The sequence below is a fragment of the Rhizobium zaerense genome (genome assembly GCF_051810725.1).
Lineage (GTDB): Bacteria > Pseudomonadota > Alphaproteobacteria > Rhizobiales > Rhizobiaceae > Rhizobium > Rhizobium leguminosarum_I.
Genome location: NZ_JBPWQY020000002.1, coordinates 141,530 through 153,877, shown reverse-complemented (window position 1 = coordinate 153,877; position 12,348 = coordinate 141,530). Strand labels below are relative to the sequence as shown.

General features: G+C 63.0%; 9 protein-coding genes. 3 read left to right on the top strand and 6 right to left on the bottom strand.

Going from position 1 to position 12,348, the window contains the following annotated elements:
- Positions 1-30 precede the first annotated feature (30 nt).
- From ACS4RR_RS25155 to ACS4RR_RS25140, 4 genes are all read right to left on the bottom strand, one after another.
- Entirely contained in the window at positions 31-1,641 is a 1,611-nt protein-coding gene (locus ACS4RR_RS25155) for an ABC transporter substrate-binding protein (RefSeq protein ID WP_456190335.1), read from the bottom strand.
- 122 nt (positions 1,642-1,763) lie between these two features.
- A complete protein-coding gene (locus ACS4RR_RS25150) occupies positions 1,764-3,161 on the bottom strand; it encodes an LLM class flavin-dependent oxidoreductase (RefSeq protein WP_456190334.1) in 1,398 nt (465 codons plus the stop codon).
- Positions 3,162-3,178: 17 nt separating this feature from the next.
- On the bottom strand, positions 3,179-4,240 hold the full coding sequence (locus tag ACS4RR_RS25145) for an ABC transporter permease (RefSeq protein ID WP_456190333.1): 1,062 nt from the start codon (positions 4,238-4,240) through the stop codon (positions 3,179-3,181).
- Positions 4,237-5,721 carry a sugar ABC transporter ATP-binding protein gene (locus ACS4RR_RS25140; RefSeq protein WP_456190332.1) on the bottom strand — a complete coding sequence of 495 codons (1,485 nt, stop codon included), beginning with the start codon at positions 5,719-5,721 and terminating at the stop codon, positions 4,237-4,239. Before ACS4RR_RS25140 ends, ACS4RR_RS25145 begins: the two co-directional genes overlap by 4 nt.
- A gap of 235 nt (positions 5,722-5,956) precedes the next feature.
- Here ACS4RR_RS25140 and ACS4RR_RS25135 point away from each other — a divergent pair, with 235 nt between their 5' ends.
- Both ACS4RR_RS25135 and ACS4RR_RS25130 read left to right on the top strand, forming a co-directional pair.
- On the top strand, positions 5,957-7,003 hold the full coding sequence (locus ACS4RR_RS25135; RefSeq protein ID WP_456190331.1) for a substrate-binding domain-containing protein: 1,047 nt from the start codon (positions 5,957-5,959) through the stop codon (positions 7,001-7,003).
- Between the two features lie 45 nt (positions 7,004-7,048).
- The gene (locus tag ACS4RR_RS25130; RefSeq protein ID WP_456190330.1) at positions 7,049-8,257 is read left to right on the top strand and encodes an acyl-CoA dehydrogenase family protein; all 1,209 of its coding nucleotides are present in this window, start codon (positions 7,049-7,051) and stop codon (positions 8,255-8,257) included.
- Positions 8,258-8,336: 79 nt separating this feature from the next.
- Here the strand turns inward: ACS4RR_RS25130 and ACS4RR_RS25125 are convergent, their stop codons facing one another.
- Positions 8,337-9,554 (bottom strand): SfnB family sulfur acquisition oxidoreductase, encoded by a 1,218-nt coding sequence (locus ACS4RR_RS25125; RefSeq protein WP_456190329.1) that lies wholly within the window; start codon positions 9,552-9,554, stop codon positions 8,337-8,339.
- Positions 9,555-9,875: 321 nt separating this feature from the next.
- Here ACS4RR_RS25125 and ACS4RR_RS25120 point away from each other — a divergent pair, with 321 nt between their 5' ends.
- Positions 9,876-11,210, top strand: a complete 1,335-nt coding sequence (locus tag ACS4RR_RS25120; protein WP_456190328.1) for an LLM class flavin-dependent oxidoreductase — start codon at positions 9,876-9,878, stop codon at positions 11,208-11,210.
- A gap of 40 nt (positions 11,211-11,250) precedes the next feature.
- Here the strand turns inward: ACS4RR_RS25120 and ACS4RR_RS25115 are convergent, their stop codons facing one another.
- Entirely contained in the window at positions 11,251-12,294 is a 1,044-nt protein-coding gene (locus ACS4RR_RS25115) for a substrate-binding domain-containing protein (RefSeq protein ID WP_456190327.1), read from the bottom strand.
- Positions 12,295-12,348 lie beyond the last annotated feature (54 nt).

Genomic DNA, 12,348 nt, shown 5'->3' with positions numbered 1-12,348 from the left:
GCCTCCGAAAGAGAATTGCTGCCGATTCTATCACGATTGCAGCGCGGTATCGCCCCAGTTTGAAACGGCCCAGCGCGGGTTGTTCGAGACATTGAGCACGGTGTCGCGCGCGACGGTGATGAAGCCCCATTCCGCGACGTTGATCAGCGGGAGGTCGGCGACGACCAACTGCTGGAACTTGCGGTAGAGATCGGTGCGCGCCGCCGTGTCGATGGTTTCGGATGCCTGCAGGATGATCTTGTCGAGTTCCGGATTGACGTAGCCGCCCTGATTGGAGAAGGGCACGCCGGCTGGCGTACCGGACTGGACGAGAATGGTGGTGGAGATCGCCGGATCGCCGCGGAAGACCGGCGGGCCGACGGCGAGATCGAAGTCATGATCGGTATAAACAGCTTTCTGGTGCGCGGCCGCATCGGCATTGACGATCTCGGCATTGATGCCGATGACGGCGAGCGCCTGGCGAAGGTAATCGCCGAACTGGCGGGTTTCGTTGAAATAGGGCGCTGGGCGAAGCTTCAGCGTAAAGCGGTTGCCGTCTGCCCCTTGCTTGTAGCCTGCCCTGTCGAGGATATCGTTGGCGGCGGCAGGGTTGAAATCATAGGCCGCGACATCCGGCGTGTAGAACTGCGGCGCATTCTTCGGCACGGGACCGGTGGAGGCGGCGGCGTAGCCGACGAAGATCGTGTCGACCACGAATTTCTTGTCGATTGCCTGGGCGATCGCCTGGCGCACCCTGAGATCGGCAAGCTCCTTGCGGCGATGATTGATCTCGACGACGAGTTGGTAGGTCAGGGCCTCATATCCCTTCGAGATCACCTTGATGCCGGCGACCTTCGAGATACGATCGAGATCGGCCAGCGGCACAGCCGAGAAGGCGGCAAGCTGGATTTCTTCGGCTTCGAGCGCCGAGCCCGCTGCTTCGCGATCGGGCAGCACGCGGAAGACGATCTCATCGAGTTTCGGCTGCTCCTTGTCCCAGTAATTCTCATTGCGCGTCAGCCGGTAATATTCGCCGGGTTTGTGTTCGGCGAACTTGAAGGGGCCGGTGCCGATCAGCGTGTTGTTGGCCGGGTTGGTGGCGATATCGGTCCCGTCGAAAATGTGCTTGGCGACGACGCTGGTGACGACAGGCAGCGCGTTGCGGATCAGCTGGAACGGCGTCGGCCTGGAGAAGCGGAAGATCGCGGTGTAATCGTCAGGCGTGTCGACGGCTTCGAGATTGGCGAAGACCAGGCGGCCGAGATTCTGCAGCGGTTTCCAGATGTTCAGCGCGGAAAAGGCGACATCGACCGAGGTGAACGGCTTGCCGTCGTGCCAGGTTACGCCATCGCGCAGCTTGAAGATGACGGAAAGGCCGTCGGCCGAACCCTCCCAGGAGGTGGCGAGGCGCGGCGAAAGCCCGTCCTTGCCGTCGAACGATGCTTCGGCCAGCGGCTCGATCACCTTGCTTGCGACGAAGAAGACGCCGTTCGAGACGACGATTGCGGGATTGAGGTTCTTCGGCTCGGAATCGGCGGCAACGATCAGCCGGCCGCCGCTTGGCGCTGCCTGCGCGAGCGCCTGCCGGGCGAGCGCCGTCGAGGCCAGCAGCAGGGCAGTGCCCTTCATCAGCGTGCGCCGCGAGATAGATGATACGGTCATGACCCCTCCTGATCGGTGAAATTCGGGTGCCTATATTCGGGGCGAAATGCAAATTGTCATAGAGGTTAGATTCGAATGGTTGGACTGGGCGAGATATTTTTTGTCACCCAGCCATTATTGGTTCAGCCGTTGACCGCGACACGTGCCGGCTCGCCGAAGAGATTGCGATAAGCGGCACCCGGATGCGGCGCGACGAGACGCGGCCCCTTGCCGCCCAGTTTTTCCCGCAGCGTTCCCTTGGCGTAGTCGGTCTTGTAGACGCCGCGCTTTTGCAGTTCCGGCACCAGCAGGTCGACGGTATCCTCGAAACTCTCGGGCGTCACGGCATAGGCAAGATTGAAGCCGTCGACATCGGTATCCTCGATCCATTCCTGCATCAGGTCGGCGACCGTTTGCGGCGAGCCGACGAAAACAGGGCCGAAACCGCCGACGCCGACCCAGTCGGCCATTTCGCGCACCGTCCATTCCTTGGTGGGATCGATGGTGGTGAAGGTCTCGACGGCCGATTGCACCGCATTGGTATGGCGGTGCCGCAGCACCTCGTCCGGCCCGAACTGGCCGAAATCGATGCCGGTCCAGCCGGAAATCAGCGTCAGCGCGCCCTCGAAGGAGGCATATTCGCGATATTCGTTGAACTTCCGCTGTGCTTTCGCATCGGTCTCGCCGAGGATGACGGTCTGCAGGTTGAAGGCAAGGATTTCGCGCGGGTTGCGGCCGATGCGTTCGGCCGCCTCGCGGACATTGGCGACGTAGCGCTTCAGCACCGCCTTCGATGGAGAGGCGACGAAGATGCATTCGGCATGGGCGCCAGCGAAGTCCTTGCCGCGGCTCGAGGCGCCGGCCTGGTAGAGCACCGGTGTACGTTGCGGCGAGGGTTCGCTCAAGTGAATGCCGGGCACGTTGAAATGCTTGCCGGAATGGCGGATCGGGTGGACTTTTTCTGGATGGGTGAAGATGCCGGTTTCCCGGTCGCGGACAACGGCGCCGTCCTCCCAGCTTCCCTCCCAGAGCTTGTAGCAGACCTCGAGATATTCCTCGGCGAGATCGTAGCGATCGTCATGCTTCGTCTGTGCCGGCTGGCCGATATTGAGCGCGCCGCTGTTGAGATAGGAGGTGACTATATTCCAGCCGACGCGACCCTTGGTCAGGTGGTCGAGTGTCGAGATGCGGCGGGCGAAGGTATAGGGATGCTCGAAGGAGAGCGACGCCGTCAGGCCGAAGCCGAGGTGCTCGGTCTCGTAGGCCATGGTGGGGACCAGCTGTAGCGGGTCGTTGACCGGCACCTGCGCCGAATGGCGAAGTGCGGCATCGACATTGCCGTTCAGCACATCGTAGACGCCGAGCACGTCGGCGATGAACAGCCCGTCGAACTTGCCGCGCTCCAGCGTCTTTGCCAGATGCACCCAGTAGTCGAGATCCTTGTAGGTTGATGACTTGTCGCGCGGATGGCGCCAGAGCCCTGGCGACCGGTGTCCGACGCAATTCATGTCGAAGGCGTTCAGCCTGAATTCGCGGGTCATGTCTTTCTTCCTTGGAATTAGGGATTGCTGCGGCCGAGGCCGTAGGTTAGCGCCAACGCGCCGACGAGCACGGCGCCCTTGACGAAGTCCTGGGTGTAGTAAGGGGCGTTCAGCATGGTGAGGCCGTTCAGCAGCACGCCGACGAAGACGGCGCCGGCAATGGTGCCAAGCACGTTTGGACGCCGCAGGTTGAAGACGGCAAAGCCGATCAACGCGGCGGCGACCGAATCCATCAGCAGCGAGCCGCCGGAGGAAATATCACCGCGCCCGACGCGGGCAGCGATGACGATGCCGCCGAGCGATGCCAACGTGCCCGATAGGACATAGGCAAGCGTCTTCAGCCGCACCGTCGAGGCGCCGGCAAGCCGGGTCGCGACCTCGTTGCCGCCGGTCGCAAACAGCAGGCGGCCGATGCGGGTGCGTTCGGTGAGGATGAAGAGTGCGATGGCGACCACCGCCATCAGCACCACGGAAACGGGCAGGGTGCCGAGGATGCTGTAGCGGCCGATCAGCAAAAAGGCGGGGTCGTAAGCGCCTGTCGCCTTCGATCCGTCGGGCAGGGTGAGGCCTGATGAAATCGACCGGCCGGCGGTCGGGATCAGCTGCAGCCCGGAAAGCAGGAACATCATCGCCAGTGTCGCGAGCAGATCCGGCACCTTCAGGCGCACGATGAGGAAGGCATTGACGAGACCGACCAGGGCGCCGAAGGCGAGCACCAGCGGCACCGCCGCATAGGCATCAAGATGCCAGACGATCATCGCGTAACTCGCCGCCATCACGCTCGATGCGGCGACCGCGCCGATCGACAGGTCGAAACCGCCAACGGCAAGCGTGACGGTAACGCCGGCGCCGAGAATGGCGACGACGGACACGGCCTGCAGGATGCTCATCAGATTGGCGATATTGATGAAGGCGGGCTCGGCGATGGTGAAACCGACGACGAGCAGTGCCAGCAGGATGAACACTGCGCTCGCCCGGAGGAACGCCCCGAGTGCCGCAAGACGACCGCTATCGGCTTGCGGCGATGGCCTTGGCCGGGTGTTTGCCTGTGGAAGAGTGTCGTCGTCGATCGTCGTCATGCGGATATTCCCTGGATGGCGGAAGGAGCGGTAATTCCGCCTGCAGCGGGCATCAAAACGTGGCGGTCGATGACGAGGATGCGATCTGCCACCTCATAGGCCTCCTCCGGCTCGGAGGTCGCAATCAGCGTTGCCCGGTCGCTGCGGGCGCGGATTGCCCGGATGATGTCATGACGGGCGCCGACATCGACGCCCTGGAAGGGTTCGTCGAGCAGCAGCAGCCGGCTCGGCTCCGCCTCCCAGCGGGCGATCACCGCCTTCTGCTGGTTGCCGCCGGACAGCGACCACACCGAGGCGAACGGACCCGAGGCATTGATGCCAAAACGGGCGATCGCCTGTTCGGCCTCGCGTCGTTCACGGCCGCCGATAAGGAAACCGCGCGGATACCATTTGCCAAGATGCGGCAGGCTGATCGTCGCCGACAGCGAATGGCCGGGCCATCCCGGCGGCATGAGCGAGGAACGATGACGGTCTTCGGCCGCCATGGCGACACCCGCCGCAATTGCCTCGGCGGGGCTATTCGGCCGGTAGGGCCGACCGCCGAGGAACATCGCACCACCGGCAAGCGCCGTCACGCCGAAGATCGCCTGGAGCAACCGGCTTTTGCCGGCGCCGAGTACGCCTGTTACCGCGACCACCTCGCCTTCATGCAAAGACAGGTCGAAGGGTGCGCCCGTCGGCAATAGGCTGATATCGCGCATCTCGAAGATCGCCGGGCCGGTCGCGGAACGCGCATCCGGCCGCGCCGCATCCAGTCTGCGGCCGATCATCGTTTCGATGGCGCTCGAAAAATCGATCGGCCGCGAGAAGGTGCCGACGACGCGGCCGCCGCGCATGACGAGCGCGCGATCGGCGATGGCTTCGAGATCGGCGGTGCGATGCGAGATATAGAGGATCGACAGGCCCTTCTGGCGAAGCCCAAGCAGAATATCGAAGAGACGGCGGCTTTCCTCTCCAGAAAGGCTTGCCGTCGGCTCGTCTAGGATGAGCAGGTCGGCGCGGTTGGCAAGCGCACGGGCGATCGCCACCAGTTGCCGGTCGGCGCTGGCGAGGTCACCGAAATCACGGTCCAACGGCAGGGTGAAGCCGGCGGCATCGAGCATCGCCTGCGCGGCGCGGCGGATGCCGGCGCGCGAGACGAAGAAGGGTGTGCTGCGATCGGCGTACCGGTTGAGCAGCAGGGCATCGGCAACGCTCAGACCGGCCGCGCCGACGAGATCCGTCGACTGATGCACCGTGACGACGCCGGCCCTTGCCGCTTCGGCCGGGCTACGCGGCGCAAAGGGACGGCCATCCAGTCTGACCATGCCGCCATCAGCCGGAAGCACGCCGGAGAGGATCTTGACCAGCGTCGATTTGCCCGCTCCGTTTGCGCCCATCAGCGCCACGATCTCGCCGCGTTCCATAGAAAAATCAGCGCCGGCAAGCGCCCGCGTCGACCCGAAACTGCGGGTGATATTTTCAATGTGAAGAAGCGGCATCTACAAAGGTCCGGGACTGCAATCGAAGCCGGAGTGTGCCCTGTCCGAGCGGTCGAATTCCAGGCACGCCTTTCCCCCGCGAACTGCCCTCGGGAAACAAAGAATCTCCCACAGCCCATAAAATCGGATCATTTACTCTACTAAAAACATAGAGATTATATCTAATAATCCGACGCGTCGCGAGGGCTTCCAGACCTGTCAGACGACGCCTCCGATTGCTAGAAGGAACGCGACGATGAAATCCCTCGCACGGCTCGCACTGTCTGCCGCCGTCATTCCGTTCATTTTCATTCAAGGCGCAAAAGCCGACGGTCTGTCCGGCGCTCCTGCCCCTTTCGACAAGGGCGGCGTCAAGGTCGCGCTGATCAGCTACATCTCGGCCGGCGATTTCTTCCAGGCCTATCAGGCGGGGGCTGAAGCCCAGGCCAAGGCGCTGGCTATCGACCTGCGCATCTTCCCCGGCCGGCAAGACGCCGCCGAGCAGCGCGAGCAGATCCTCCAGGCGATCAATCTCGGCGTCTCCGGCATCGTCATCGACCACGGTCTGCCTGAATCGCTCGGCGACGTCGTGCAGCAGGCGCTCGACAAGGGAATCAAGGTCGTGGCCTTCGACGTCAACCTCAACAATCCCAAGATTCCGCAGGTGGAGCAGAGCGATCACGGACTCGCATCATCGGCGCTTGAACAGGTGGTGAAGGACAACGGCAACAGCTTCAGCGCCGGTTATGTCTATGTTGCGGGCTTCGCGCCGCTCGACCGCCGCAACGAGGTCTGGGACAAGTTCAAGACGGACAATAAAGGCGTGGTCGAAAAGGCCCGCTTCGGCAATGTCAGCGACACGACGGCGACTTCGACCGCCGATCAGGCGAAGGCCGTGCTCACTGCCAATCCCGATATATCGGTCGTCTTCGCCCCCTATGACGAATTCGCTCGCGGCGTGAAGCTCGCCGCCAACGATCTCGGCATCGCCAAGAAACTGAAGATCTATTCGGCCGACGTGTCGACGGCCGATATCCAGGAAATCACCGAGGAAGGCAGCCCGTGGGTTGCGACCGTCGCGACCAATCCTGCCGTCGTCGGCGCCGTCTCCATTCGCGCCGCAGCCCTCGAAATCGCCGGGCAGACGGTTCCCCACCAAATCACCGTGAAGCCGACGCTTCTGACGCAGGAGAGCCTGCGTGCAGCCGGCGTCAAGACGATCGAGGAACTGGCCGAAAAGATCCCGGCCTTCAGCACGAGCGATGCGGCGACCGCCAGCTGGATCCCGGACAAGCTGTTCTGAGACCTCGCACTCGGATCATCTTTTTGGAGAATTGGAGTTCCGCCCATGAGCCAATCCAATGTCGTCTTCGCGGCCAGCCGCAACCCGACGCGCGAAGACCTCTTTGCCCGTGCGGAGGATATCTCTGCCGACCTTTCCAGGCGCGCCGCAGACCTCGATCGCGAAGGCCGACCGCCGCTTGGCGAAATCGTCAAATTGAAGAATGCCGGCCTGCTCAATGCGCTGCATCCCCGTGAGATCGGCGGCGGTGGCCTCGATTGGGTGGACGGGCTGAGGCTGGTGCGCATTCTCGCCCGTGGCGAGAGCTCGATCGGCCAGCTGCTCGGCTACCACTATGTCAACAGCCAGTACATCTATTGGGCGCTTGATGCCGCCCGCGCCCATGCGCTGGGTAGCGATACGGTCGCCAGGAACCTCTATTGGGGTGCGGCCGTCAATCCGCGCGATCCCGGGCTGGTGCTCACCCGTCGCGGCAATGGCTATGTGCTGAACGGACGCAAGTCCTTTTCCACGGCGGCTCGGGTCTCCGATTACATCAATGCCAATGCGACGCTCGACGACAAGATCGCCGGTTTCGCCGTGCCGACCAATCGTCAGGGTTACGTCGCCAATGACGACTGGGACAATATCGGCCAGCGCCTGTCCGACAGCGGCAGCGTCGAGTTCCGCGACTTCCCGGTCTACGAGGAGGACTTCGTCGGCGCGCCGGCAGCAGCCGACGCAGCGCCGCCGGTGCTTTCGACCTTCAATACGCCGTTCATCCAGCTGGTCTTCGTCAACTTCTATCTCGGCACCGCCGAAGGCGCGCTGCAGGCTGCCGTCGACTATGTCCGCACCACCACCCGGCCGTGGATCACCTCCGGCGTCGAGCGTGCGGCGGATGATCCTTATATCCTCGAACGCGTAGGCGAATTCACCGCAGCTGTGAAGGCCTCGGCAGCCCTTGCCGACAATGCGGCATCAGCCGTGCAGGCGGGCCTTGCCCGCGGCCGCGATGTGACGGCGCGCGAGCGCGGCGAGGCGGCGGCGGAAGCCTATGCCGCCAAGGTCCACGCCACCCATGTCTCGCTCGACATCACCTCGCGCGTCTTCGAGCTGACGGGCGCGCGCTCGACGGTCGACAAATACCGTTTCGACCGTTTCTGGCGCAATGTGCGCACCCACACTCTGCACGATCCGGTCTTCTACAAGGCGAAGGAAGTCGGTGAATTCGTGCTGAACGACAAGATACCGGAGGTCAGCCTCTATAGCTGAGGCGCCACGCTGTCATCGAAAGCAAAAACCCCGCTGCCGGCACCGGCGGTGGGGTTTTCGGTTGGAAGACGGGGAGATTTCAGAGCGCGCCGTTCTTCGGCGGCGTTACGCCGTTCAAATGGTAATTGCCGACGACGTGATATTTCCAACGCACGGGATCGTGCAGCGTATGGGTGCGGGCATTGCGCCAGTGGCGGTCGAGGTTGAGGCCAGCCTGCACCGACGAAGTTCCGGCTAGCTCAAAAAGCGTGTTCGAGGCCTCGAGCGCCACTTCGGTCGTCAGCACCTTGGCGGCGGCAACCGCAAGCGTCGCTGCGATCACCTTTTCCTCCGTCGTCTCGACCTGCGCGGCATCGACCTTGTGGCCGGCGCGCTCCACCAGAGCCGTTGCGGCTTCCAGCCGGATGGCAATCTGGCCGACCTTGGCGATCGTCAGCGGATCGTCTGAGGCACGCTCAAGGCCGCTGTCCATCCAGGGGCGCGATTTCGTCCTGACGAACTCAAGCGTTTCGGCAAAGGCCGCCCGTGCGATACCGAGATCAACGCCGGCATGGATGATCTGGCCGACGGAGCCGATCGTCGTCGGCCGCTCGAAGCCCTTGTGATGGGAGACCACGCAATCGGCACTAACATAGACATTGTCGAGGATCGTCGTGCCGCTGCCGGTAGTGCGCTGGCCAAAACCGTCCCAGTCGTCGACGATCTCGACGCCTTCGGTGCCCTTCGGCACGAAGGCCATGGTCAGCCGATCCTCCGGATCGAGCGCGAAGATGGTGATCCAGTCGGCGAAGAGGACGCCGGTCGAATAGAATTTTCGGCCGTTGATCCGGTAACCCGGACCGTCGCGGGTGATGCGCGTGTTGTAGTGGCCGACCGTCTTCGTGCCGCGCTCGGAAAGCGCATTGCCGAAACGATCGCCGGCCAGCACGCGGCCGAAGAAATAACGCTGCTGCTCCTCGCCGCCGTCGGTTCTGAGCGCCTCGAGAATATAGAAGTGGTTCTGCGGGATTTGGCCGATCGAGCCGTCCGCCTCCGACAGGATCGCAGTGATCTCGCCAAGCACGGCGTTGGAGACGTCGAGCCCGCCATATTGCGCAGGCACGGTGATCGCCAGAAGGCCGGACTGGGCGAGAAGATCGAGTTCACCAAACGGCAGGATCCGGCCGGCGTCGCGCTCGGCTGCGCGTGCGGCAAATTGCGCCGCCAGTCTGTGGGCGGTGGCGATTGCTTCCTCGTCGCTGCCGATACGGTCGGCCACGGGCCGGATCTGGTCTGCTTGCCTCAGCACGGTGTTCATCGATGTCTCCCATTCTGACGAGCCTATCGGTGAAAGAAATTAAGCGCCAAGATAAGATTACAAATTCTATAGATGCAATAGAAAATGAAAAGTGTTTGCTTATCGGCGTCTGACTGCCGCGATTCGTGTCTCAGTCGGGCGGTTCTGCCAAAACGTGGCCGGAAAAGCGCCGAAATCGCCACCGGAAATTGGCGGAGCCGGCCTCGATTTGAATTCGTCGAGTTCCTACGTAACCGATATGCGATGCGTCGCTGCAGCGGCTTCAGTCAGAACGCACAATGCAGGGCAGGCGGCCGCCTTGCCCGATCCATGAGGAAGATTATGACCCCACGGCAGTTGCGCCTCGGCGCCTTCATGCGTCCTGTCAGCCTGCATACCGGCGCATGGCGCTATCCCGGCTCCTATCCCGACGCCAATTTCAATTTCGCCCATCTGAAGTCCTTTGCGCAGGCGCTGGAACGGGCGAAATTCGACGCCTTCTTCATGGCCGATCATCTTGCCGTGCTCAATATGCCGGTCGAGGCGCTCAGGCGCAGCCACACCGTCACCTCCTTCGAGCCCCTCACGCTGCTCTCGGCGCTGGCAGCGGTAACGGAGCGCATTGGCCTCGTCGCCACCGCCTCCACCACCTTCGACGAGCCCTATCACATCGCCCGTCGTTTCGCCTCGCTCGACCATATCAGCGGCGGCCGCGCCGGCTGGAACATCGTCACAACGTCTAACCCCGATGCCGCGCTCAATTTCGGCCTCGACGAACATGTGGAGCACGGCGAGCGCTATCATCGCGCCCGGGAATTCTACGACGTGGTAACCGGGCTCTGGGACAGCTTCGCCGATGATGCTTTTATCCGCGACCGTGAGAGCGGCCTATTCTTCGATCCGGAGAAGATGCATGTGCTCGGCCACAAGGGCGAGGAACTGAGCGTCCGCGGACCGCTCAATATCGCCCGGCCGCCGCAGGGCTGGCCCGTCATCGTCCAGGCCGGCCAGTCGGACCCCGGCCGCCAGCTTGCCGCTGAGACCGCCGAGATGGTCTTCTGTTCGCCGCGCGATCTTGCCGCGGGCAGGGCGCTTTATGCCGATATCAAGGGTCGCATGGAAGCGATCGGCCGCAATCGCGAGCATCTGAAGATCCTGCCTGCCGCCTTCATTGTCGTCGGCGACAGCATCGAGGAGGCCCGCGCCAAACGCGCTACGCTCGACAGTCTGGTGCATTACGACAGCGCCATCGCTTCGCTTTCGATCGCGCTCGGCCATGACGCTTCGGGCTTCGATCCCGACGCACCGCTGCCATCAGATATTCCCGACACCAATGCCAGCAAGACCGGCCGGGCGCAGGTGCTGAAGCTTGCGGCGGAGGAAAATCTGACGGTGCGTCAGCTAGCGCAACGTTATGGCGGTTATGCCGGCCTTGCCTTCGTCGGCACGCCGGCCAGCATCGCCGACGAGATGGAGCGCTGGCTTGACGAGGAGGGTTCGGACGGTTTCAACGTCGTCTTCCCCTATCTGCCGCAGGGTCTCCTCGATGTCACCGAACGGCTGGTACCGGAACTGCAGCGCCGCGGCCTGTTCCGCAGCGAATACGAGGGCACGACGCTGCGCGAACATCTCGGATTGCCGCGACCGGAGAACCGGTTCTTTGCATCAGGTACGTGAGGGGGCTCGCTTCTGCTTTCCGGAAGCAAGCCGATAGTGCTCAGGCCATGACCCCAACCCGAAACGCATCGCTTTCGCCCGGCATCAGTTCGAGCGGCCAGATGATGTTGCGCTCGCCTCCCGGATAGAAATCTCGATAGACCGGCATGTTGGCGAGAAGCATCTGGCCGAGCGCAACACCGAGATCGTAGAGCGAGATGCGGAAGCAGCTCAGCGACGGCTGCAGGAACCGTGCGCGCGGAGCGTCGCGGAAGCCGATCACCGCAAGGTCGCGGCCGGGCATGACGCCCGATTCCATCAGGCGGCGGTAAAGGCCGATCGCCATCAGCTCGTAGATCAGGATCACCGCCGTCGGCCGCTCTTCGAGCAGCAGCAGCTCATGGGCCGCCTGATAGCCGCCCTGTTCGCTTGACCTGACGCGGATGACGAGTGAGGGGTCGAAGGCAATATCGTGCCGCTCGAGCGCCCGGCGATAGCTGTCGATAAAGAGATAGCCGAGGTTGGCCTCGCTCGATGGTGCGGTGATTGCGATCCGGCGATGTCCCAGCGCGATCAGCCGCTCGACGGCACGCTCGGCCACGCCCTCGAAATCGAGATCGATCCAGGGGAAATTGCTGGCCGAAAGGCTGCGGCCGAGCGCGACGAAGGGGATCTTCGCCCGCGACAGAAAGTCGATGCGTCGGTCGACGCACTGCGTGTCCGAGATGATCATCGCATCGACGATGCGCCGCGCCACCATCCGCTTCAGATATTCGTGCGGATCCTCATCGCTCGGACAGGGCAACATGATGAGGTCGAGCTTGTGACGAGCAAAGACGCTCTGTAGACCGCTGGTGACGCCGAGGAAGAAGTTGTCGGCATTCTCGACCGTCTCCTTGCTGGATCTGATCATCAACCCGATGACCTTCGTCTCCCCCTGCCTCAGGCTCCGCCCAGACTGGTTGGCGACGTAGCCGAGTTCCTCGGCCGCCGCCAGCACCCGCCGGCGGGTTTCCTGATTGACATCAGGCTTGCCGTTCAGCGCGCGGGAGACCGTGCCGATCGAGATATTCAAGTGTTCGGCAAGCTGGCGAATCCCCTTCATCGCTGACGATTTTCCCCGGAGCATGACGCCGAAAAGTGTGCGCGGTTTCCGTAC